At 71.2% G+C, this 21,217-nt stretch carries 21 protein-coding genes; 9 read left to right on the top strand and 12 right to left on the bottom strand.

The window, feature by feature from the left end:
* Positions 1 to 63: 63 nt before the first annotated feature.
* On the top strand, positions 64 to 882 hold the full coding sequence (locus tag FZ103_RS11245; RefSeq protein ID WP_255429873.1) for an IclR family transcriptional regulator: 819 nt from the start codon (positions 64 to 66) through the stop codon (positions 880 to 882).
* A gap of 172 nt (positions 883 to 1,054) precedes the next feature.
* On the opposite strand, the gene FZ103_RS11240 is transcribed toward FZ103_RS11245, so the two are convergent.
* Both FZ103_RS11240 and FZ103_RS11235 read right to left on the bottom strand, forming a co-directional pair.
* Entirely contained in the window at positions 1,055 to 1,246 is a 192-nt protein-coding gene (locus tag FZ103_RS11240; RefSeq protein ID WP_186356119.1) for a DUF397 domain-containing protein, read from the bottom strand.
* A complete protein-coding gene (locus tag FZ103_RS11235) occupies positions 1,243 to 1,809 on the bottom strand; it encodes a DUF5753 domain-containing protein (RefSeq protein WP_156000641.1) in 567 nt (188 codons plus the stop codon). Before FZ103_RS11235 ends, FZ103_RS11240 begins: the two co-directional genes overlap by 4 nt.
* 582 nt (positions 1,810 to 2,391) lie before the next feature.
* Between FZ103_RS11235 and FZ103_RS11230 the strand changes: the two genes are divergently transcribed.
* On the top strand, positions 2,392 to 2,571 hold the full coding sequence (locus FZ103_RS11230) for a hypothetical protein (protein ID WP_156000640.1): 180 nt from the start codon (positions 2,392 to 2,394) through the stop codon (positions 2,569 to 2,571).
* Positions 2,568 to 2,813: a BldC family transcriptional regulator gene (locus FZ103_RS11225; RefSeq protein WP_156000639.1), complete on the top strand. Its 246-nt coding sequence runs from the start codon at positions 2,568 to 2,570 to the stop codon at positions 2,811 to 2,813. The genes FZ103_RS11230 and FZ103_RS11225 overlap by 4 nt, the downstream gene beginning before the upstream one ends.
* A 103-nt stretch (positions 2,814 to 2,916) precedes the next feature.
* Here the strand turns inward: FZ103_RS11225 and FZ103_RS11220 are convergent, their stop codons facing one another.
* The 5 genes from FZ103_RS11220 to FZ103_RS11200 all read right to left on the bottom strand — a co-directional run bounded on the left by FZ103_RS11220 (position 2,917) and on the right by FZ103_RS11200 (position 8,294).
* Positions 2,917 to 3,699, bottom strand: a complete 783-nt coding sequence (locus FZ103_RS11220) for a potassium channel family protein (RefSeq protein WP_156000638.1) — start codon at positions 3,697 to 3,699, stop codon at positions 2,917 to 2,919.
* 127 nt (positions 3,700 to 3,826) lie between these two features.
* Entirely contained in the window at positions 3,827 to 4,666 is an 840-nt protein-coding gene (locus FZ103_RS11215; protein WP_156000637.1) for a carbohydrate ABC transporter permease, read from the bottom strand.
* A complete protein-coding gene (locus tag FZ103_RS11210; RefSeq protein WP_156000636.1) occupies positions 4,659 to 5,660 on the bottom strand; it encodes a carbohydrate ABC transporter permease in 1,002 nt (333 codons plus the stop codon). The genes FZ103_RS11215 and FZ103_RS11210 overlap by 8 nt, the downstream gene beginning before the upstream one ends.
* Positions 5,661 to 5,727: 67 nt before the next feature.
* Complete coding sequence (locus FZ103_RS11205) at positions 5,728 to 7,047, bottom strand: sugar ABC transporter substrate-binding protein (RefSeq protein ID WP_156000635.1); 1,320 nt, start codon at positions 7,045 to 7,047, stop codon at positions 5,728 to 5,730.
* A 221-nt stretch (positions 7,048 to 7,268) separates the two neighbouring features.
* A complete protein-coding gene (locus tag FZ103_RS11200; RefSeq protein WP_156000634.1) occupies positions 7,269 to 8,294 on the bottom strand; it encodes a LacI family DNA-binding transcriptional regulator in 1,026 nt (341 codons plus the stop codon).
* Positions 8,295 to 8,968: 674 nt separating this feature from the next.
* On the opposite strand from FZ103_RS11200, the gene FZ103_RS11195 reads away from it, so the two are divergent.
* The 3 genes from FZ103_RS11195 (at position 8,969) to FZ103_RS11185 (ending at position 11,701) form a co-directional block, all read left to right on the top strand.
* Positions 8,969 to 9,457, top strand: coding sequence for a GyrI-like domain-containing protein (locus FZ103_RS11195; protein ID WP_156000633.1), 489 nt, complete (start codon positions 8,969 to 8,971; stop codon positions 9,455 to 9,457).
* Positions 9,458 to 9,560: 103 nt separating this feature from the next.
* On the top strand, positions 9,561 to 10,445 hold the full coding sequence (locus tag FZ103_RS11190) for a metalloregulator ArsR/SmtB family transcription factor (RefSeq protein WP_156000632.1): 885 nt from the start codon (positions 9,561 to 9,563) through the stop codon (positions 10,443 to 10,445).
* Between the two features lie 152 nt (positions 10,446 to 10,597).
* Positions 10,598 to 11,701, top strand: a complete 1,104-nt coding sequence (locus tag FZ103_RS11185; RefSeq protein ID WP_156000631.1) for an MrcB family domain-containing protein — start codon at positions 10,598 to 10,600, stop codon at positions 11,699 to 11,701.
* 102 nt (positions 11,702 to 11,803) lie between these two features.
* On the opposite strand, the gene FZ103_RS11180 is transcribed toward FZ103_RS11185, so the two are convergent.
* Together FZ103_RS11180 and FZ103_RS11175 are read right to left on the bottom strand one after the other, a co-directional pair.
* Positions 11,804 to 12,466 carry a response regulator transcription factor gene (locus tag FZ103_RS11180; RefSeq protein ID WP_156000630.1) on the bottom strand — a complete coding sequence of 221 codons (663 nt, stop codon included), beginning with the start codon at positions 12,464 to 12,466 and terminating at the stop codon, positions 11,804 to 11,806.
* The gene (locus tag FZ103_RS11175) at positions 12,454 to 13,791 is read right to left on the bottom strand and encodes a histidine kinase (RefSeq protein ID WP_186356118.1); all 1,338 of its coding nucleotides are present in this window, start codon (positions 13,789 to 13,791) and stop codon (positions 12,454 to 12,456) included. The genes FZ103_RS11180 and FZ103_RS11175 overlap by 13 nt, the downstream gene beginning before the upstream one ends.
* A 225-nt stretch (positions 13,792 to 14,016) precedes the next feature.
* Between FZ103_RS11175 and FZ103_RS11170 the strand changes: the two genes are divergently transcribed.
* Complete coding sequence (locus FZ103_RS11170) at positions 14,017 to 14,478, top strand: DUF6069 family protein (RefSeq protein WP_222936652.1); 462 nt, start codon at positions 14,017 to 14,019, stop codon at positions 14,476 to 14,478.
* 373 nt (positions 14,479 to 14,851) lie between these two features.
* Positions 14,852 to 16,021, top strand: a complete 1,170-nt coding sequence (locus FZ103_RS11165; protein WP_156000629.1) for an alpha/beta hydrolase — start codon at positions 14,852 to 14,854, stop codon at positions 16,019 to 16,021.
* A 394-nt stretch (positions 16,022 to 16,415) separates the two neighbouring features.
* Here the strand turns inward: FZ103_RS11165 and FZ103_RS11160 are convergent, their stop codons facing one another.
* The gene (locus FZ103_RS11160) at positions 16,416 to 17,063 is read right to left on the bottom strand and encodes a TetR/AcrR family transcriptional regulator (protein WP_186356117.1); all 648 of its coding nucleotides are present in this window, start codon (positions 17,061 to 17,063) and stop codon (positions 16,416 to 16,418) included.
* A gap of 93 nt (positions 17,064 to 17,156) precedes the next feature.
* Between FZ103_RS11160 and FZ103_RS11155 the strand changes: the two genes are divergently transcribed.
* Positions 17,157 to 18,359: a DUF418 domain-containing protein gene (locus FZ103_RS11155; protein WP_156000627.1), complete on the top strand. Its 1,203-nt coding sequence runs from the start codon at positions 17,157 to 17,159 to the stop codon at positions 18,357 to 18,359.
* 156 nt (positions 18,360 to 18,515) lie between these two features.
* On the opposite strand, the gene FZ103_RS11150 is transcribed toward FZ103_RS11155, so the two are convergent.
* Positions 18,516 to 18,773: a CsbD family protein gene (locus tag FZ103_RS11150; protein WP_156000626.1), complete on the bottom strand. Its 258-nt coding sequence runs from the start codon at positions 18,771 to 18,773 to the stop codon at positions 18,516 to 18,518.
* Between the two features lie 181 nt (positions 18,774 to 18,954).
* Entirely contained in the window at positions 18,955 to 21,042 is a 2,088-nt protein-coding gene (locus FZ103_RS11145; protein WP_343233474.1) for an acyltransferase family protein, read from the bottom strand.
* Between the last annotated feature and the right edge of the window lie 175 nt (positions 21,043 to 21,217).

Below are 21,217 nucleotides of genomic sequence, written 5' to 3'. Positions count from 1 at the left end.
TGCGATCCCGTATATCAGGAACGTACGATTGCAAGCACGTTAACGTCAATGGGTTGGGCCGAATTGAGCGAGACGACCGAAGGCCGCGCCGCCGCCGGCGCGAAGGGCAACGGGGCTGCAAGGCCGGGTGTGCAGGCGATCGACCGCGCCGTGGCGATCCTGAAGTGCTTCAGTCCCCGCCGACCGGAGATGGGTATCAGCGACATCGCCCGCGCGACCGGGCTATCGACCAGCACCACTCACCGCATCCTGGCGTCGATGCAGGCCAACGGGCTCGTCCGGCAGACCGCGCAGCGCCGCTACGCCCTCGGCCCGCTGCTGGTGCAGCTCGCCCGCAGCGGCGCTTTCCCCACGACACTGCGCGATGCTGCCCTGGGCGCCATGCGCGAGCTGCGCGCGCTGGTCGACGAGACCGTGGGGCTGCACGAGCTGCTGCCCAGCAACGAGCGCGCGGTCATCGACCAGGTCGAGAGCCACCACGCGCTGCGCCGCACCTATACCGAACTGGGCGTGCCGATTCCACTGGTCTACGGCGCGCCGGGCAAGGTGATGCTGGCGTTCCTGCCGCCGGCGGCGGCCGAGGAGCTGGTGACGGGCCCGATCGAGGCCGTGACGCCGGCGACCATCACCGACCCCGCCCGGCTGCGGGAGGAGCTGGAGAACATCCGCAAGCAGGGCTACGCCCTGTCCTTCTCCGAACGCACCCCCGGAATCCGCACCGTCGCCGCCCCCGTCTTCGACCACGAGGCCCGCGTGGTCGGCTGCCTCAGCGTCAGCGCCCCCGAGTCCCGCATGCCCGAGGAGCGCATGCGCGACCTGGGCCCCGTGGTCGCGCGCACGGCGGGGGAGGTCTCGGAGGTGCTGGGCTGCGCCCGCGGATGAGGCGGCTGAGGCGGACGAGAAAGGAGGGTGGTGTCGGTGCAACGCTCGGCGGCAGGAGGTGGCGCTGGCGCCACCTCGGGGCGGAACCGGGGTGTCCCAACGGCCCTGACACGCCGAAACCCCCTCGGCCGGAGCCGAAGGGGTCGCGATGTCAGGGGAAGGCGGGAGGTCTCTACAGCTCCGCCGACTTCACCGCCCGCAGGAAGGCTGTCCACTCTGCAGAGGGCAGTGCGATGAACCCGGCTCCTCGATTTTGGGTGTCGCGCAGTGCTCCCCCTCCACAGGTGGTTATAGCCATCTCGACGCAGTTGCTTTCCGCATTGCTGTACGACGACTTATGCCAGGTTTCATCATTGGGTTTCACGAGAACTCTCCTCTTGCTCGTTCGATGAGCGTGCGGGACTGGTCGGGAGGCAGGGCCGCACCTCGCAGGTCCCCCAGAAGGGAAACATGCTCGTCCACCGTGGCGGAGTCGATAAAGATCCCTCCGGTGGCCCTGGTTTCCAGGTAGAGGACGGTACCGGCGCCAGGAAGCCTAAGAAGTCGAAACCCACCATCCAAGCCAGGATGGTTCCAGGTAGGGTGCGGGACCACGAGTATTTCGACATTGTCCCAGTACGACGCTTTATGAAGGTGCTCCAGCTGCTTCCGCATTATCTGGACACTGCCAAGTGGCCGCTGCAGTACCGTTTCACATATGACGACGAGCAGAAACGGCGGATCCGGCTCTCGCTGCAATACCTGCTGACGTTCGACCCTCTCCGCTGCACGAGCAGCGAGTTCGTCCGCTGAAACTGTCCGATTTCCTGCGCGAATGGTGGCCTTGGCATACTCCTCGGTCTGCAGCAGCCCAGGAACGAGGAGCGGATGGTACTGCTGAATCTCTGTCGCAAACCGCTTCGCGAACTGGTCGGACGAGCACCGCATGCGCCGATGGCTGGAAGCCCAGGCCGAGGCCCTGAAGCGCTACCGCGACATCCACCGCACCCCCTAGTGCTCAAGAACGGCGGGAGCGCCGCTTTCCAGGAACCCACCGGGCACCACCCGGGGCGGCCACCACCGAGGCTGCGGCAATGGGTGCGCCTCGCGAAGCGCGAACACAGCTTGCCGCCGAGCGCACGCAGCTCGTCCCAGGTGGAACCCCACCACCGGTGGCGGGCCTCCACCACAAAGGTGCACCGCCGCTCGGCGGCAAGCTGGCGCACAGCGCTTCGCGCAACCCAGCCCCATTGCCGCAACCTCTGTGGTGACCGGCTTCTTAAACAGGACGCATCCCGCCCCCGACGCGGTTCGGGAAGCGCAGCCTCCGGGCCAATGACACCCGACCGCACCCGGGCACCCCCGCACGCCGTCCCAGCAGCATCCGTCCCTGGGCGGGCGGGGGCCACCTCGCCCCCGCACACGACGGGCCGTCCCGGAATCGCCCTCCAGGACGGCCCGCAACGGCGCGCCCCCGACCGCTTCCACACGCCGGGGCTGTTCCACCCACACCGTGAATGGAGTACCGCGATGCGAGCCTATCCGCCGACCAACATCTGCCCCGGCTGCAAAAAACCCTTCCCCGCCTGCCAATGCAACCGCCTCAGCCCAGAGGTCCTGGCCGAACTCGCCCGCGCCGCGGCCCACCTGCAGGGCGCCCCCGGCCACAGTTGGGCCACCGCCATCGACCACACCGGGGCCGCCGCATGAGCACCGCCGGCCCGATCGGCCCCGACGAGGCCACCGCCTACCTCACCGCCGCCGAGGTCGCCGAGGTGTTCCGCGTCCGCCCCAGCACCGTCGCCAAATGGGCCAACCGGGGACACCTCGGCTGCATCCGCACCCTGGGCGGCCACCGCCGCTACCGCCGCGACGACATCGACGCCTGGCTCGACGGCCGACCACCGCAGACCGGCGGTCCCGCCCAGACGGAGAAGCCCAAGACGGGCTGAGGAGGATGGTGTCAGCGCCACGCTCGGCGACGGGAACGGCTCTGACACCACCCTCGGCGCGGACCGGTGGTGTCCCCCCAGGGCCGACCCGACGGCACCGGCCTCAGCGGTCGGAAGCCGTGTCGGCAGCGGGACCGGCGGTCGCCTTCGCCGCGGCCAGTTCGGCGCGCAGGGTGCGGACCTCCTCGGTCAGTTCGGCCATCTGCTTCTGGGTGGCCGCCGCGTTCTCCTGGCCCTCGTTGAACTTCTCCACGAACCAGGAGGCCAGCGTCGCCGTCACCACACCCAGCAGGGCGATGCCCGCCGTGAACAGCACGCCGGCCACGATCCGGCCGCCGGCCGTGACCGGGTACATGTCCCCGTAGCCGACCGTCGTCACGGTGGTGGCGGCCCACCACAGCGCGTCGGGGAAGGTGCGGATGACGGCGCCGGGCGCGCCGCGTTCGGCATCCAGTACGGCCAGCGCGGCGCAGAACACGATCAGCAGGGCCGCCGCGATCGAGTACTTGGACACGCTGGCGCGCATCGTCATCGACGCCCGCTTGTTGACCAGGCCCAGGACCATGATGACCTGCACCAGCCGCAGCGACTGCAGCATCGGCGCCAGCAGCACCAGCAGGTCGAACCAGTTGCGCCGGACGAACACCCAGCGCCGCGGCGCCAACCACAGCCGGACGGCGTAGTCGGCGGCGAACAGCGCCCACACCGCGGCCAGCAGAGCCGCGCACACCCCCTCCCACACGGCGGGCAGTCCGGGGTCGATGATCGGCCAGGCGTAGGCCGCCAGGAAAACGGCGGCGGCCACCACCATGGGCACGACCGTCCGACTGCGCCACTCCTCCAGGCGCGCCTCGCTGCGGCGGCTCTCCGCCTCCGCCTTGCTCATCTCCCGTGCCTTTCGTCCGCGTTCAGGGGCGGTGGCCGACACCGCTCTGCGGCACCGGCCACCGAACCGACCAGCGGCAACGCTAGCCGAGGACACGCGGAGCAGGCCACGCCGGGCAGCGCCCGGGCTACTTCACCGCGCCCGCCGACAGCCCTGACACCAGGTGCCGCTGAACCAGGATGAACGCGACGATCACCGGCAGGGAGATCGTCAGCGACGCGGCCAGCAACTGGTTCCACAGGGTGTCGACCTGGCTGGTGTAGAGCTTCAGGCCGATGGAGAGCGTGCGGGTCTCGGTGTCGGTCAGCACCGAGGCGAACAGCACCTCGCCCCAGGCGGTGATGAAGGCGAACACCCCCACGGCGAGGATGCCGGGCCGGGCCACCGGCAGGATGACGCGGAACAGCGCGCCGATGCGGCTGGTGCCGTCGATCATCGCTGCCTCCTCCAGCCCCTCGGGGATGGCCTGGAAGTACCCGGCCAGCATCCAGATCGAGAACGGCAGGGCGAAGGTCAGGTAGGTGATGATCAGCCCCGTGTAGGAGCCGGTGAACTGGATGCCGAGGATCTCCTCCAACTGCACGAAGATGAGGAACAGCGGCAGCAGGAACAGGATGCCGGGGAACATCTGGGTCGACAGCACGGTCATGCTGAACACCCGCTTGCCGCGGAAGCGCAACCGCGCCAGAGGGTAGGCCGCCAGGATGGCGATCATCAGCGCCAGGACCGTCGCCGTCACGGTGACGACGAGGCTGTTGGTGAGGTACCTGGCCAGCGGGATGGTCGACCACATCTCGACATAGGGCCGGAAGGTCAACCGGTCCGGCAGCCAGGTGAACAGCCCCCGCACGTCCTCCAGCGGCTTGACCGAGGTCACCACGAGCACATACAGCGGCATGACCGTGAAGACGGTGAGGAAGGTCAGGGTGATCCGGCGGAACCAGCGGAAGCCGGGTGTCTCAGTCATTGCCACGCCCCTTTGGCAGCACCAGCCGGACATAGACCGCCGAGGCGATGATCAGCGCGATCAGCAGGAGCACGCTCATCGCGGCGCCCAGCCCGAAGTTCCAGTTGACGAAGGAGTGCTCGTAGATGAACGGCGAGATCAGCCGTGCGCTGTCGGGAGAGGTGTCCCCGAACAGCAGGAAGGGGATGTTGAACTCGTTGAAGGTCCACAGCCCCATCACCAGCAGCACCACGGCGTTGGCCGAGCGCACCATCGGCAGGGTGATGCGGGTGAACCGCTTCCAGGTGGAGGCGCCGTCGATGGCCGCGGCCTCGTACATGTCCTCGGGGATGCTCTGCAGCGCGGCCAGCAGCATCAGGAACGCGAACGGCCACAGCCGCCACACCGACACGATCACCAGCACCCAGAACGCGTTCTCGCCGATCAGCCAGAACGGCCGGTCGTCCACGAGCCCCAGGTCCTGGACCAGCAGCCGGTTGATCATGCCGTCGCGCTGGTTGAACATGAACGCCCAGATGATCGCGGCGACGTAGACCGGCAGCGCGTAGGGCACCAGGAACAGGGTGCGCAGCACGCCGCGCCCGCGGAACCGGGTGTTCAGCGACACCGCCGCCGCCATGCCCAGCGCCCACGACAGGCCCACCACCAGCGCGGTGTAGACGGTGGTGCGGAACAGGCTCTGGAACAGGTCGCTGCCCAGCGCGCCGCCGGGATCCAGGCCCTGGACGAAGTTCTCCAGCCCCACGAACGGCGCCGACGTCCAGTTCCGGATGGTCAGCTGCGTCAGCGAGGTGAACGCGATGTAGATCCCCAGGATCATGGGGACGATGTGGATCAGCAGCTCAAGCGCGGCCGCCGGCAGGATCATCCCATAAGGAAGGAACGACCGGCGCGGACGCCGCTTGCGGGCGCCGGACTCCGCCCCGGATTCGGGGCCGGCCGGCTCGGTCGCCTCCTGAGCCGCACGGTGCCGCGGCTCTTCAGTGGTGGACATCGGGTGCCTCCATCGGTCGGCCGCCCCGCCGCAGGGAGGCGGGGCGGCCGGCGATTCGCGGGTGTGCCTAGTTCGCGGCGTCCATCTGGGTCTCGGCTTCCTTCAGTGCCTTGCGGATGTCGGCCTTGGTGACCTCGCTGCCGGTGGCCGCGTCGGCGAAGAGGCCGGCGATCGACTCGCCGAGGACGGTCTCCATCTGCCCCTCCTCGGGGATCAGCGGCATCGGGGAGGCGTGCTCGGTGAGGATGGTGCGGAAGGTCTGCATCTGCTCGCCCTGCAGCTCCTCGTTGTCGTAGGCGTCGACGGCCACGGGCAGCGTCTGGAACTCCTGGGAGAGGTAGACCTGCTCCTCGGGGCTGGTCAGGTGCTCCACGAGCTGCAGCGCGCCCTCCTTGTTGTCGGTGTCGTTGAAGACGCTGATGTTGATGCCGGCCGCGTGGCTCTGGATCGGCTTGCCCGGCAGCGGGTCGAGCATGGGGACCTGGGCGATCTCGTAGTTGTCGAAGTCGCGGGAGGCCAGGGTGGTGCGGGCGCTGCCCTGCATCATCATCATGGCCGCCTTGCCGTCGACGAAGTCGGCGATGGACTGGGTGCCGTCGCTGAACTCGGCGTTGCTGGGATCGACGACGCCGTGCTCGGCCATCATGTCCAGGCGCAGCTTCACCGCGTCGACCACCTCCGGGGAGGCGAAGTTCGGGCCGTCGCTCCACAGCTTCCCGCCGTACTGCTGGGCCAGGATGTGGGCGAAGTGGGAGTTCTGCCGCTCGCTGCCGGCCTCCAGGGCCACGCCGTACTGGTCGGGCTGGCCGTCGCCGTCGGTGTCCTTGGTCAGCTTCTCCGCGGTGTCGATGAACTCCTCCCACGTGGAGGGCGGCTCCTCGATACCGGCCTCCTCGAACATGGTCGGGTTGTAGAACAGCGCGTAGGACAGGCCGTAGAGCGGGACCGACGTGGGCGGCTCGCCCTCGACTCCGCCGGTGGCGAAGCTGGTCTCGACGAAGCGGCCCTCGCCGCCGACGGCCTCCAGGTCGGCGCCCTCATAGGGCACGAACGCACCGGTCTCCTGCAGGCTGGCCGCCCAGGTGTTGCCGATGTTGAGCACGTCGGGGCCGTCGCCGCTGCTGACAGCGGTGAGGATGCGGTTGTACAACTCGCTCCAGGGGATCACCTCGAGTTCGACCTCGATGCCGGTCTCCTCGGTGAAGCGGTCGAGGGTGGGTTTGAGGACCTTCTTGTCCTCCTCGACGCTGGCTCCCTGGTTGCTGGCCCAGTAGGTCAGGGTCTGGTCGCCGGACTCCTCGCCGGAGCCGCAGGCGGTGAGCGCGGCGACGAGGCCGAGCGCGGTGGAGGCGGACACTACTGCTTTGGCGGGGATCTTCACGACCATCTCCGTTCCTCATTGTGGTCATGCGAGCCTGCCGCCGCCGGCGGTGACAGGGCGGGTGCGGCCGAGGTGAAGCCGCTGGCATGTCGCTGAAGTCGGGGGCGGATGGGGCTGGGGTGGCGCCGCTTCCCAGGGCGGACTGGGAGAAGCATGCTAAGTAAACCGGTTTACCGCCAGAGTGTAGGAGAGATCACTCTCGTACAGGAGAGGTGGTTATAGAGTCGTTACCCTGCGGATTCCCGGAGCTGCAGTTCGCCGGAGAGCACGGTCGAGGCCGGCGGCTCCTGCCCCTTGAGCATGTCCAGCAGGATGCGGGCGCCCGAGCTGCCGAGTGCGCGGTGCTTGCTGCGGATCGTGGTGAGCGGCGGCGAGGTGAAGGCGGCCAGGGCGATGTCGTCGAATCCGGCCACGGCCACGTCGCCGGGCACCTCCAGCCCGGCCTCGCCCAGCACCGAGTAGCCGCCGATGGCCATCAGGTCGCTGCCGTAGAAGATCGCCGTGGGGCGCTCGGGCAGGGCGAGGATGCGCTCGGTGGCCTGGGCGCCGCCGACGATGGTGTAACCGCCCAGCTCCACCGGCCCCGGCTCCAGGTCCAGCTCGCGCATCGCCTCCTCCCAGTGCCGGCGGCGCTGCAGCGCGTGCAGCATGCGGGAGTCGCCCTGGACGTGGGCGATGCACCGGTGCCCGCCGGCGGCGAGGTGGCGGACCAGCCCCCGGATCGCCTCGTGGGAGTCGTTGGTGATCGTGGGGAAGTCGGAGGAGCCCTGGGGAGCGCCGACCACGACGGCGGGAGCCCCCAGGCGGTGCAGCATCGCCGGGCGCTCGTCGTCCACCCGCAGGTCGGTGACCAGGAACCCGTCGACGAAGCGGTCGTTGAACAGCCGCTCGTAGGTGGCGGCCTCGGTGAGCGCGTCGGGCACGAACCGGATGACGGTGGCGTGCTCCTCGCCGGAGAGCACCGACTCGATGCCGGAGAGGAATGAGGCGAAGAACGCGTCGAAGTCGAGGATCTCGGGCGAGCGGCGGACGACCAGGCCGATGGTGCCCAGCGGCTTGCCGTTGAGGGCGCGGGCGGCGTAGCTGGGGCTCCACCCCAGCTCCACGGCGGCCTGGCGGATGCGGTCGCGCGTCCCGGAGCTGACGCCGGTGCCGCTGTTCAGCGCACGCGACACAGCGCCCTTGGTCACGCCGGCGCGTCGGGCGACGTCGCTGATCGTGGGGCGCTTGCGGCCCGTGTTCCCGGCGGTCATGGCAATGATGGTAGTCCGCCGGGGGCGGAGGGCCGGCGGGCGCGAGCCCGGTGCGAGGGGGTGCGGGCGCCGCGCAGACCGGCAGGGCGGCGGGTTCCCGCAGGGAGGCGGCTTGGTGGGGAGGGCGGGTGTGGGGGCGGCACGGGCGCCGCCGCGGGTCGCCGTCCACAGGGGGGCGCGGAGGCGGCGGACGGGCCCAGGCGCGGATTGTCGGTATCGCGGCGCAGGCTGGTGATCGAGACACAGCCCGCGGGGCGAGCGCGCGAGCGAGGGAGCGGGCGGGCGGGTGAGCGCGGGCGAGCGCGGCGGGCCGAGCGCGAAGGCGGGCGCGCGGGCGAGGGAGCGGGCGCGGGCCGAACGCGAAGGCGGGCGCGCGGGCGAGGGCCGCGAAAACGCGGGCGCAACGGGGCGGACGCACGGATGAACGCCGAGCCGCGCGGCGCGGGTTCCACGGCGATCGACGGCGCAGCGGCGACGATGAAGGCACCGGGCAGGGGGCCGAGTCCTGGCGCCCGCCGAGCGATGAGTTCCGGCCGCCGGCGGAGTCGGCACCGGTGCGGGACGGCCGCAGCCGCGCGCGAAGCCGCACCCCGGGGACCCGGGACCCGGTGACCCGCGATTCATCTCCGATGCAAGGTCAGTCAGGTCAGTCGATGCAAGGGAAGGAACCGCATATGCAGCAGCCCACCTCCGAGGCCGGCGAGTTCGAGCCGAGGATCGTCTCGGCACAGCCGGCCGCGACCGCCGTCATCCGCGGCACCGTCGAAATGGCCGACCTGGAGTCGTTCTTTGACCACTCCTTCACCACCCTCCCTCAGGCGATCGCCGCGCAGGGCGCGAACATCACGGGTCCCGCGTTCGGGCTGTACCACGGGGAGGTCGCCGACCCCGTCGACATCGAGGTCGGCTTCCCGATCGACCGCCAGGTCGAGCCCCAGGGTGACGTCGTCCCGAGCACGCTGCCCGCGGGCCGCGTCGCCCGGATGACCCACGCGGGCGCCTTCGACGGCCTGTCGGTGTCGTGGGAGCGCCTGAGCACGTGGGTCGACGAGCAGGGCCTGGTTCCGGCCGGGTTCCTGTGGGAGGTCTATGTCACCGAGCCGTCCCCCGACATGAATCCCGACGACCTCCGCGTGGAACTCAACGTGCCGCTGCGGGACTGAGCGGCGGGACGGGCCGGACGGGCGGGGGTGCCGACGCCGGACTCTCCCGGAGACGCGGGCGCACGAATGGCATCAAGCATCGAAGACGGTCGATAATAGGGGCATGACAGCGACCGCACCCGCTTCTCCGGCCCCCGCCGCACTGCTCGACCCCGACGAGGCGGCCCGCTACGCCTCCTGGTTCGCCTGCCTGGCCGAGCCGATGCGCGTCCGCCTGCTGCACGCCGTCGCCGCCCGCCCGGGCACGGCCGGTGTCGGCGAGCTCGCCGACGACCTGGGCATCCGCCAGCCGACCGTCTCCCACCACCTGCGCAAGCTCGCCGAGGTGGGGTTCGTGACCCTGACCAGGGAGGGCACGTCCACGCGTGTGGGCATCAACCCGGCCTGCTGCACGGGCCTGCCGCACGCGGCCGACGCCGTGATGGGGCTGCTCGCCTCCCGGCCCTGCTGCCCCACCGACCTGCCGGAGGATGTGTCCGTGCGGGCGATGGACGACGCCGATCTGGACGCTGTGCGCGCCATCTACGCCGAAGGCATCGCCACCGGCGACGCGACCTTCGAGACCGAGGCCCCCGACACCGCGGCCCTCGCTCGCAAATGGCTGCCCGGACACCGCTGGGTCGCCGAGATCGACGGCGAAATCGCCGGCTGGGCCGCCGCCGCACCCACCTCCAGCCGCCCGGCGTATGCGGGAGTCGCCGAAACGTCGGTCTACGTCGCCCAATCCGCCCGCGGCCGCGGCGTGGGCAAAGCCCTCCTCCACAAACAGGTCACCGCCGCCGACACCGGCGACCTCTGGACCCTCCAAACGTCCATCTTCCCCGAAAACAAACCCAGCCTCGCCCTCCACCACAGCGCCGGCTTCCGCACCGTGGGCCTCCGCGAACGCATCGCCTGCCACCACGGCAAATGGAGGGACACGGTCCTGCTGGAGAGGCGGAGGGACGACACCGCATGCGCCGAGGCATCGGGGGGTTGCCGTCCGTGAGGGTACTGTCCTTGACTTAGCGCTCCTCTCGGTTCGCTGAGACCGCAGCATGTGACTGCTCTCAGGGGGCGACGTGTAGGCCGTCACCATGTAAAGTCCTTACTTCGTTGGTAGGACCTCTTGCACCCGGGTCTAGATACTGGTGAGGGCAAATGCATTTGCGCAAGTACTTGCTGGAGATTGCCACAAAATATGATCGCCATGCTCCGATGAGTTCACTTGCCCAACAACTACTTCGCAATGCCCATACCCATCTGACTGGATGCACACCCGCCGGAATCGAGATCATTGGGAGTGGCGGCAAGGGGTCCTCCACGTTCACCCCATGGATCGGATTTTTCGATCCAGACGAGACAGTGTCTCCGGAGCATGGACTCTACGTCGTCTATCTCTTCGCCCAGGACCTTCGCAGCGTCACACTGATGATCAATCATGGCATCACACGCCTACAGAAGAAACTGAAGGCGGAGTTCTCTGGAAACAAAGAACAGGAAATCCGGAGACGCCTCAGCCTATCCGCGGAGACCCTGAGAAACCGGCTATCTGACCCTCATATCCATCGGTGGGATCTTTCGGTGGATCTCGCATCAAGTGGACGCAGACAACGCGCATACGGAGCGGGGTGTGTGGTCGCTCGTCGTTACGACCTAAGCGCCCTACCTTCAGAGGAGGAGCTGCGCAGCGACCTCTGGGACATCATCGGTGTCTATCAGCGCTGCATTCTCATCCGCCAAGACCTCGATGCGATAGGAGCTGACCCCCTGGGTGTTGACCCTGAAGCCAGCCCGATCGAACAACACTTCAACGCTCTTGATGACTTCAAACCGAAGGACTCGACCGAATACCTCTCCCAGATTCAGGGGCGAGAGCTTGTAAAGCAGCGTCGCCATGAGTCCTTGATCGCGGAGTACGTTCCGTTGGCACAACACGCGGGATTCAATGCATCAAACAACCACCACCCCCGTGATCTACTCATGTGGAGAGACGATAGCCAATGGCTTGTTGAAGCCAAAGTTGTCTACAATGGAAATGGAGCCAAGGCTACACGAGAAGCAATCGCGCAGCTCCTTGATTACCGTTACTTCTTCCACCCTGAGCCTAAAAAACCGAGACTCGTCGGGTTGTTCACCGAAAGTGTTGGACAGGGTTATATCGGCTTCTTGAACAGCATGGACGTCGCCACAGTCTGGAAATCGCCAGATGGTTGGCAAGGCTGCGAGCTTGCCACTCGTGATGGCCTGGTACCGCAGCTCTGACCAGGACCCGCGATCGTCTACTCCGTGGGAGACGCACGAGACGTAAGCGCCTCCCCGACTTGGTCCACGTGCTCGGCGGCCCCTGACGACGACAGCAGCCCCTTACGCCAATCCCGCATCGTGTGCCAGCAGGGCTATCTGCGTGCGGTTGTCCAGGTCCAGCTTGGTGAGGATGCTCGACACGTGGGCCTTGACCGTGGCCACGCTCATGTACAACTTCGTGGCGATCTCGGCGTTGGAGTGGCCTTCGGCGATCGACAGGACGACTTCGCGTTCGCGAGGGCTCAGGGCTTCCAGGGCGTTGCGGGCCTGTTCGTAGGCGCCGGCCTGGGTGGCGGCGCGGTCCATGAGGCGGCGGGTGATGCGCGGGGACAGGATCGGGTCGCCGGCGGCGACCTTGCGGATCGCGTCGACGATCTCCGGGGGCGGGGTGTCCTTGAGCAGGAAGCCGCTGGCTCCGGCCCGCAGGGCGTGCAGGATGTTCTCGTCGCTGTCGAAGGTCGTCAGCACGACGACCTCGGGCGGGCGCGGGCGCGCGCGCAGCTTGCGGGTGGCGGCCATGCCGTCGACCCGCTTCATGCACAGGTCCATGAGGACCACGTCGGGGGTGTGGGTCTCGACGGCGGCCGGGACCTCGTCACCGTCGGCGGCCTCGCCGACGACGGAGATGCCCTCGATTCCGTCGATCATCATGCAGAGCCCGCCGCGTACCAGGGCGTCGTCGTCGACGATGAGTACTCGCAGCGCCCCGCTCATGCGGGCCATGGTAGCCGCGCGTGCAGCCGGAACCGGTCGCCGGCGGGGCCGTGGTCGAGCCGGCCGCCGGCCAGGCGCACCCGCTCGGTCAGTCCGACCAGACCGGTGCCGCTGCCGGGGACGGCTGCGGGCGCCTCGGCGACCGCTGCGGGCGGCGCGCCGCCCACCCCGCCGCCCGCCCCGCCGCCCGCTCCGCTGACCACGCCACCGCCTGCGCCGCCGACCGCCCCGCCGGCGGCGCCGCTCTCCGCGCTCCGCTCGTCCCTCCCCTCGTCGGCGTCGACGCCGACCGGACCGCCCAGCGGGTTGGTCACGGTGACGGCCAACTCCTCCCCCGGCCGCCCCGCCAGCTCGACGTCGACCGGCCGGCCCGGCGCGTGCTTGCGCGCGTTGGTCAATCCTTCCTGGACGATGCGGTAGGCGGTGCGTCCGGCGGCGGCCGGCAGGGCGTCGGGGTCTGCCACCTCGTCGCGCAGCCGCACCCGCACCCCGGCACCGCGGGACTCCTCGACCAGGGCGGGGATGTCGGACAGCCCGGGCTGCCGCCCGGCCGCGGAACCGAAACCGGCGGCGGCGTCCTCGTCGCGCAGCACCAGGATGACCTCCCGAAGCTCCTCCAGCGCCTCGTGCACGCCGGTGCGCACCACGCCCGCGGCGCGGGAGAGGCGCTCCGGCGGGGAGTCCGGGCGGTACTCCAGCGCCCCGGCGTAGGTGGCGAGCAGGGACAGCCGGTGGGCCAGCACGTCGTGCATCTCGCGGGCGATGCGCGTGCGCTCGGCCATGCGCGCCTCGGCCACCCGCCTGCCCTGCTCCGCCTCGGCGCGCCGCGCCCGCTCGCGCAGCGACTCGACGAGCGCGCGGTGCGCCCGCGCCAGGGCGCCCCAGCCGACCATCGCCGCGTATCCGACGGTGATCAGCACCAGCCACCAGCCGTAGGAGAGCCCGCTGTTGGGCTGCCACAGCCCCTGCACCGCGTGCGCCGCGACGCCCGCGGCGGCCACGGCGACCGCGACCGGGAGGCGGTGGCGATGGGCGACCTGCAGGGCCGCGAGCGTGGCCGGGGGTGTGGCGGCCGGGGAGAGCGCGGCCAGCACGACCAGGCCCAACGCGCCGGTGACCGGGCGCCACAGCAGCAGGGGCGCCAGGGCGCAGCCGAGGGCGCCGACGGCGATGTCCAGCAGCAGCGGTGCGGCGTCGGGCTGGGCGCTGTAGCGGCCCCAGATCGTCACGGCGACCAGCACGGCCGTCGCGGCGGCCACGGCAGCCGCCGTGCGCGGTCGGGGCGCCGGGCGCCGGAGCGTGTCCGCCGGGGCGGGGCTGACCTCCTCGTTCACCGGGCAAGGCTAACCGCCGCCGGCGCGCCGCCGACACCGACCAAAGTCGAATACGGCCGCTACCGGAGGCGGGAGCGGACTGGCCGCGCGCCCGATGCGGCGCCGGCGGCCCACCGGAAACCCTGAAGAGGTCAACGGGCGGATCCGGCCGCACGGCCGCGGTCCGCCACACGCCGCTCCGCCCGAGCGGGCCGCACGGTCCCAGCGGGCCGAAAGGGGATACGCATGTCCAGCCCGGCCGAGTCCACGACCGCCTCCGCACAGCACCCGTCCACCGCCCCCGATGCAGGCGGCGGCACCCGGCGCCGCATCCTGCTCCGCGCATCGGGGCCGCTCGGAGCGGCCGCCGCGGCGCTGGTGCTGTGGGTGCTGGCGGTCCCCGTCGCGGGTATCGACGTCGCCGGCTTCACCGGCGCGACCGTCGGACCGGTCGGGCCCGGGGCGATCGCCGCGTCCGCCCTGGTGGCGGGGCTGGCGGGGTGGGCGCTGCTGGCGGTACTGGAACGGCTGATGCGCAGGCCGGGGCCGGTGTGGACCTCGGTCGCGGTCGCGGTGCTGCTGGTGTCGCTCGCTGGCCCGGTGGTCTCCGCCGCGGACACGGCGAGCATGTACGTGCTGCTGGCGATGCACGTGGTCGTGGGCGCCGTGGTCATCCCCGTGCTGGCCCCCACCGCGCGCCGCCGGTGAACTCCACCCGCCCCGGCCCGCCGGCGGCGCCGCCCCGGCCGCCCCCGCCCCGCAGCCGGCGGGCCGCTCGGAGAAGCGCTCCCATCGCCCTACCCCCGCTCCCGCCTGGAGGCGACATGCCCTACGGCTACCTCGTGACCGCCGCGATCGCCGCCGCGTGGACCGCCCGGCCGAGCAGAGCCGGGCCCCGCACACCTCCGGCGCCGCATCCGCGGTCCGCGGAGAGCCCGCTCCACCCCGGCGCCCCCGCTGCCCCGGCTAAGCCCGCAACTCCCGCTACCGCCCATCGGCGGCAGGCCCGCGCCGCCGGCGCCCCCGGCCCCGCCCGACCGCTCGCGGAAGCCCCCCACCCGGCACCCGAACAGGAGGCGGCATGCCCTACGGCTACCTGCTGACCGTCGCGATCGCCGCCGTGCACACCGCCCTCGCGCTGGCGCCGGTGCGCCGCCCGCGGTGGGCGGCGGTCGTGAGCTTCCACCTCGGGCTGGTCGTCAACGAGACGCCCGTGTTCGTCCTGTGCTGGCTGCTCGCCGCGACCCTGCCCGCGTGGGCCCAGGAGGACCTCGACACCCCCGCGTCCTGGGCCGGGCTCGCCCTGGCGGTGCTGACCGCGATCGGGCTCGCGGTGATCGCGCGCCGCGCTCTGGACGCCCGTCCGGCACTGGAGCGGGCACTGCGCAGGGACCTCGGCGCGGGGCGGCCCGGCGCCGTGGACGCCCTCCTCGCGGCGGCGCGCCGCCGCGCACCGTCCTACCTGCGCACCCTGCTCTTCCCGTTCCGGGTGCGCCGCGCCGACGTCGAACGCATCGCCGATATCGCCTACGGCGACGCCGGTGTCCGCAACCGGCTCGACGTCTACCGCCGCCGCTCGGGGACGTCGGGCGGCCCGATCCTCGTCTACGCCCACGGCGGCGGGTACTTCAGCGGTCGCAAGAACCGCGAGGCGCGCCCGCTGCTCTACCGGCTGGCGAGCCGGGGGTGGGTGTGCATCAGCGCGAACTACCGGCTGCGCCCTCGCGCCGGCTTCGACGAGCACCTCGCCGACTTCAAGAAGGCGATCGCCTGGGCGCGCGAGCACGCCCCCGACTACGGCGGCGACCCCGATGCGCTGTTCGCCGCGGGCAGCTCGGCGGGCGGCCACCTCGCGGCGCTCGCCGCGCTGACGCCCAACGACCCCGCCTTCCAGCCGGGCTTCGAGGACGCCGACACCTCGCTCACCGCGGCCGTGTCGCTGTACGGCTACTACGGCCGCTACTACCGCCGCCCCGGCGAATCGGAGCGCCCCACCTCGCCCGCCGACCACGTACGCCCGGACGCCCCGCCGTTCTTCGCGGTCCACGGCGACCAGGACTCCCTCGTCCCCGTGGAGGACGCCCGCGCGTTCGTCGCCGCGCTGCGGCGCGCATCCGCCAACCCGGTGGTCTACGCCGAACTCCCCCGCGCCCAGCACGCCTTCGACCTCTTCCGCTCCCCGCGCTTCGAGGCGGTGATCGACGCGGTGGAGGTGTTCGCGGCGCGGGTGCTCGCACGGGAGCGGACGTAGGTTGGGTTTGAGAACGGCAGGGCGCCGCTTTCCAGGAACCCCGGGTACCAATCGGGGCAGCCACCATCGAGGTTGCGAGGTTGCGGCAATTGGCGCGCCTCGCGTAGCGCGATCCGCCCGCCCGCCACCGCCCCATCGCAGGCGCTGCGCGTCACGTGCTTGCTTGACGCCCAGCGCACGCGGTTCTTCCCAGGTGGATCCGCACCACCGGTGGCGGGCCACCGGCGCGAAGGTGCACCGTGCGCTCGGCGGCAAGCTGGCGTCAGCAGCGCTTCGTGCGCCCCAGCCCCATTGCCGCAACCTCTGTGGTGACCGGCCTCTTAAACAGGACGTAGCCGGGGCCGGGCGCCGCCTGGCGTGCCCCTTCGGCCGACCTCGGCCCCGGCAGGGGGCATCAGTCCGCCGAGTCCGCCGGCTGCTGGGGGCCGTGGCCGATCGCCGGGAGGATGGCCTGGTCGACGATGGCGGCGATGTAGTCGTCGTCGGGGACCTCCATCGCGTCGATGCCGTACTTGATCAGCAAGGCCTCGCCGATGTCGACGACGACGGGCGTGAGGCGCGCCGGGTCGACGCGGCCGTGGTCGGCGTAGTGCTGCAGCACGGTACGGGTGAAGCGCCCGCCGCGAGCGTCGAAGACTTCCGCGTACAGGCGTTCGTGCAGGTCGGGGCGGCGCTGCGCTTCGCTGAGCAGGGAGGACATCACCAGGCCGTACACCGGCTGGACCATCGCGTCGCGCATCAGGGTGAGCGCCGCGATCAGGTCGCCGCGCAGGTCGTCGGCGCCCGGCGAGGGCTGCTCGACCGGATGGATCCGGTACAGCGCGCCGAGCACGATGTCCTCGGGCGACGACCAGCGCCGGTACAGCGAGGTCTTGGCGGTCCCGGCCCGGCGCGCGATGCCCTCCATGGTGACGCGGGGCAGGCCGAGCTCGGCCGTTTCCTCGAGGGCGGCCGTGTAGACGGCCTCCTCCAGCTCCGCCCCTCGGCGGCGCCGGGCGCGCGGCGGCCCTTCGCCGCCCTCTGACCGGTTCCGGTCACTCACTCTGCCCCACCCATTAGAAACGTTCCCGTAGCTTATCAAGGGAAACAGCTACGCCGCCGTAGCTTAGCTCCCGGTTCCTGTGAGGCCGCGCCCATGTCCCAGAACACCGCCGCACGCGGCGAGCCCCATTCCGATCCCCGACCGCTGCCCGCCGACCAGCGCTCCCTCGCTCCCGACCTGGGCCGGGGATTCATGTTGCTCATCATCGCGACCGTACACGCGCACCTCTTTCGCGAATTCACCGGTGCGGCCGGCTTCTCACTCGACGGCCCGGTCGACGTCGGCACCACCGCGGCGATGGCGCTGTTCGGCGAGAACCGCGGCTATCCCATGTTCGCCGCCCTCTTCGGCTACGGCCTCGCGCAGATCTACCTGCGGCGCACGGCGGAGGGGCGCGAGTGGCCGTGGGTCCGCCGCCTGCTGCGGCGGCGCGGGCGCTGGCTGGTGATCATCGGCGTCGCGCACACGGTCCTGCTGTTCTACGGCGACGTGATCGCCGTCTACGGCCTGATCGCCCTGTTCTTCACCGCGGTCCTGCGGATGAGCGACCGGCGGCTGCTCGCCCACGCGTTCGCCTGGATGGCTGTGGGCAGCCTGCTCTACAGCCTGGCGAACACGGCGCTGTTCGCAGCCGGGACGCAGGGCGCGGCGGCCGACATCACCTGGCTGTCGGACCTGCTCACGCGCATCGCGGTGCTGCCGTTCTTCCTGCCGCTGATGATCGTGATCTCGGTGTTCCCGTTCCTGATCGGCGTGTGGGCCGCACGGCGCCGCCTGCTGGAGGAGCCCCTGCGCCACCTCCCCCTGCTGCGGCGGGCGGCGGCCGGCGGCATCGGTGCGGGAGTGGCCGGCGGCGTTCCGCAGGCGCTGATCAACATCGAGGTGTGGGAGGCCGCACCGGCCGCCGAGGCGGCGGTCTTCTGGCTGCACCTGCTCACCGGATACGCGGGCGGGTTCGGCTACGCGGCGCTGATCGCGCTGGTCGCGGTGCGGCTCGACCGGCGCCGCAGCGGCCGGCGCGGGCCCGTCGTCACCGCTCTCGCGGCGACCGGGCAGCGCTCGATGACCTGCTATCTGCTGCAGTCGGTGGCGTGGGCGGCCCTGGTCCCGCCCTATGCGCTGGGTATCGGCTCGGAGCTGAGCGATGCGCAGGCGGTGGCGCTGGGCGCGGCGGTGTGGCTGGCCACTGTGGTGCTGGCCGAAGCCATGCGGCGCGCCGGGTTCCGCCAGGGCCCCGCCGAATGGGTGCTGCGGCGGATGACCTACGGCCGTCCGCCCGCCGTCGCGTCCGGGTGACCACCCGAGGCTCCGGGTCGGGTGGGGGCTGCGGACCGAGCCGATTCGGCGGCCGCACCCGGCCGAAGGCGCGTCACCGGCGCGAAAGGGGCGGCGGCGGAAGACGACCGCGGGGCGTGGACGGCGCCCCGCGGTCGCCGCTGGTCGGGTGGGCGGTCAGCGGCGGCCGGTGTCGGGGCCTTCACCGCCGCGGCGCTCTTCGGGGGCGGGGCCGGCCGAGTCGCCGCGCAGACCCTCGGTGAAGCCGCGGGCCGTGTCCTTGGCGTCCTCGGTGGTCTCGCGGACGTTGCCGCGAGTCTGCTCACCGCGGCCTTGGCTCTTCATGCGCTCGTTGCCGGTGAACTTCCCGGCGGCCTCCTTGAGCTTGCCGCGCATCTGCTCGACCTTGCTCTCGCGCTTCTCGCCGGTGCTCATGTCGTCCTCCAGACTCCGCCGAACCCGCAGGGCTCCGGCGGCATACGAGAATCCGGCTCTCCTCTCCCACTGCCGCGATCCGGGGCCGACTATGCACCCGCATACGCCCCCGGCGCGCCCATTGCGGAATCGGCGACGACCGCGGCCGGCGCCCGCAACCCCGCCGCGGGCGCCGGCCGCCTCACTCCTTGGCGAGGGCCGCGTCGAGGGCGTGGCGGAGGTCGGGGGCCAGGAGGCGGGAGTAGGTGGCGGTGAGGTGGTGGCTGTCGCGGTAGACGAGCACGTTGCCGATCACCGGCAGGCAGGTGTCGCCGGTGCAGAGGGAATCGGTGAGGTCGACGACGGCGGCGTCCGGATCGTTGCGGGCGGCGAGCAACTGTGGGTCGGTGTTGGCGAAGGCGTCCTCGGGCGCCCGCGCGCACTCCGACAGCGAGCCGGCGTGGCGCGATACGCACTCGGGCAGGCGCTCGGCCATGCGCGGGGTGTCGCGGATGGCGACGACGTGGCTGCCGGAGTCCTCCAGCGGTCCCCACAGGCGGGTCATGCCCACGGCGATGTCCAGGGAGCTTTCGGACTCGGTGGCCGAGCCCGCCGCCCGGGCGTTCGCGCTGGAGCTCGTCAGCACCACATCGGGCCGGACCTGCGTGGTCAGCTCGTGCTGCACCTTCTCGTTCCACCGCACGCACTCGGTGTAGTCCCGGCCGTTGCGCTCCAGCGTGGTCAGGGTGTAGGCGCAGGAGGACTTGGCGTAGACGTGCAGCCGCCAGCCGCGGTCCTCGGCGATGCTCCGCAGCGCCGGAATCCATTGGGCGGCGTGGGAGTCGCCCACCAGGGCGACGGTGGTCCCGGCGCCGGCGGGGCCGTAGACGCAGTCGAGCGTGTCGAGCGTGGATGCGCCTCCGCACTCCTCGTAGGTGTCGGGTACGTCCTCGCCCGCCACCACCGGCGAGGGGTAGATCGGCACGCCGGGCGATCCCTCGGGCTCGGAGGTGCCCATCGCCGCGGGCCCGACGTGCTGGACCGGGTCGAATTCGACACTGCCCAGCCACTGGTGGCGCACGTACTGGCCGACGCCCACCAGCGCCACCAGCAGGGCCGCCGCCACCGCGAAGATCCCGGCCGCGCGCCCGGTGCGCAGCCACCCGTAGCGGCGCACCGGGTCCTCCACCGCCACCTTGGTCCCCCATGCCAGAAGCACCGAGACGGCCACCACCGGCACCGCCCACAGCGGCGGCAGGGAGTCCGACTCGGCCATGCTCAGCGCGAACACGATCACCGGCCAGTGCCACAGGTACAGGGCGTAGGAGATGTCTCCGCCGAAGCGCGCCGGGCGGCCGGCCAGCAGCCGGTAGGTGGACCAGCGCGCTCCGTTCTCACCCGCCGCGATCACCGCGGCCGCCCCCAGCACCGGCACCAGCGCCGCCACGCCGGGAAAGGCGGTGGCGCCGCTGTAGGTCCAGGCCGCCCACCCTATGGCGGCCAACCCGGCCCAGCCCAGTACCCAGCGGACCCACAGTGGACCGGCTCCCCAGCGCGGCAGCAGGATCGCGAGCACGCCGCCCAGCGCCAGCTCCCACATCCGCGTCTGCGGCAGGAAGTAGGCGGGCTGGGGTTCGGTGGCGGTGAGCACGACCGAGAACCCGAAGGAGACGACGAGGACGGCCCCGGTGGCCGCCAGGACCGCGCCCTCCCCGCCCAGCCGCCGGTCACCGCGCAGACCCAGCACGGCCCAGCCGGCGAACAGCAGCGGCCACAGCAGGTAGAACTGCTCCTCCACCGCCAGCGACCAGTAGTGCTGCACGGGGCTGGCCGCGCTCTCGGCGGCCAGGTAGTCCACCGACTTGTCGGCGAGGAACAGGTTCTCGACGTAGAACGCCGATGCCACCAGCTCCCGGGCGGTCTCGGCCAGGCGCGGGGAGGGCAGCGCCCACAGCGACACCAGGCCGGTCACCGCCAGCACCAGCCCGGCCGCGGGCAGGATGCGGCGGATCCGGCGGACGTAGAAGGCGCCCAGCGCCACCCGCCCGGATCCGCGGGCCTCGCGCAGCAGCAGCGAGGTGATCAGGAACCCGGAGATGACGAAGAAGACGTCCACGCCCACATAGCCGCCCGGCAGCAGGTCGTGGTCGACGTGGTAGACCAGCACGAGCGCCACCGCCACGGCCCGCAGGCCCTGGACCTCGGGCAGGAAGCGGCGCGCGGAGCCGGTGGAGGTGGAGGTGGAGGGGGCGGCGGCAAGGGAGGATGCGGAGCGTAGATTCGTCGACACGGAGAGCATTCCTGGTAGGGCGTGCGGCGTGAGGTCCGATGGAGGGCGGATCGGATGCTTCCATGGTGTCGTGACGTCCTTGTTACAACAAGGCGTTATCGGGATTTTATGTGAATCCTCTCAGAAAACTGGGAGTGCTCTCAGCCGGGGTGGGTTCGCGGCACCCCCCCAACGC

Source organism: Streptomonospora sp. PA3, assembly GCF_009728995.1.
Classification (GTDB): Bacteria; Actinomycetota; Actinomycetes; order Streptosporangiales; family Streptosporangiaceae; genus Streptomonospora.
Note: the sequence above shows the minus strand (reverse complement) of the source record. Positions and strands in the feature narration are given on the sequence as shown.

What these genes read in the sequence shown, in the direction of transcription:
- FZ103_RS11235 (WP_156000641.1), bottom strand. Translation starts at nt 1,809, where the DNA reads ATGCGGTGCTCGTCCGACCAGTTCGCGAAGCGGTTTGCGACAGAGATT.
- FZ103_RS11230 (WP_156000640.1), top strand. Translation starts at nt 2,392, where the DNA reads ATGCGAGCCTATCCGCCGACCAACATCTGCCCCGGCTGCAAAAAACCC.
- FZ103_RS11225 (WP_156000639.1), top strand. Translation starts at nt 2,568, where the DNA reads ATGAGCACCGCCGGCCCGATCGGCCCCGACGAGGCCACCGCCTACCTC.
- FZ103_RS11220 (WP_156000638.1), bottom strand. Translation starts at nt 3,699, where the DNA reads ATGAGCAAGGCGGAGGCGGAGAGCCGCCGCAGCGAGGCGCGCCTGGAG.
- FZ103_RS11215 (WP_156000637.1), bottom strand. Translation starts at nt 4,666, where the DNA reads ATGACTGAGACACCCGGCTTCCGCTGGTTCCGCCGGATCACCCTGACC.
- FZ103_RS11210 (WP_156000636.1), bottom strand. Translation starts at nt 5,660, where the DNA reads ATGTCCACCACTGAAGAGCCGCGGCACCGTGCGGCTCAGGAGGCGACC.
- FZ103_RS11205 (WP_156000635.1), bottom strand. Translation starts at nt 7,047, where the DNA reads ATGGTCGTGAAGATCCCCGCCAAAGCAGTAGTGTCCGCCTCCACCGCG.
- FZ103_RS11200 (WP_156000634.1), bottom strand. Translation starts at nt 8,294, where the DNA reads ATGACCGCCGGGAACACGGGCCGCAAGCGCCCCACGATCAGCGACGTC.
- FZ103_RS11195 (WP_156000633.1), top strand. Translation starts at nt 8,969, where the DNA reads ATGCAGCAGCCCACCTCCGAGGCCGGCGAGTTCGAGCCGAGGATCGTC.
- FZ103_RS11190 (WP_156000632.1), top strand. Translation starts at nt 9,561, where the DNA reads ATGACAGCGACCGCACCCGCTTCTCCGGCCCCCGCCGCACTGCTCGAC.
- FZ103_RS11185 (WP_156000631.1), top strand. Translation starts at nt 10,598, where the DNA reads ATGCATTTGCGCAAGTACTTGCTGGAGATTGCCACAAAATATGATCGC.
- FZ103_RS11180 (WP_156000630.1), bottom strand. Translation starts at nt 12,466, where the DNA reads ATGGCCCGCATGAGCGGGGCGCTGCGAGTACTCATCGTCGACGACGAC.
- FZ103_RS11170 (WP_222936652.1), top strand. Translation starts at nt 14,017, where the DNA reads ATGTCCAGCCCGGCCGAGTCCACGACCGCCTCCGCACAGCACCCGTCC.
- FZ103_RS11165 (WP_156000629.1), top strand. Translation starts at nt 14,852, where the DNA reads ATGCCCTACGGCTACCTGCTGACCGTCGCGATCGCCGCCGTGCACACC.
- FZ103_RS11155 (WP_156000627.1), top strand. Translation starts at nt 17,157, where the DNA reads ATGTCCCAGAACACCGCCGCACGCGGCGAGCCCCATTCCGATCCCCGA.
- FZ103_RS11150 (WP_156000626.1), bottom strand. Translation starts at nt 18,773, where the DNA reads ATGAGCACCGGCGAGAAGCGCGAGAGCAAGGTCGAGCAGATGCGCGGC.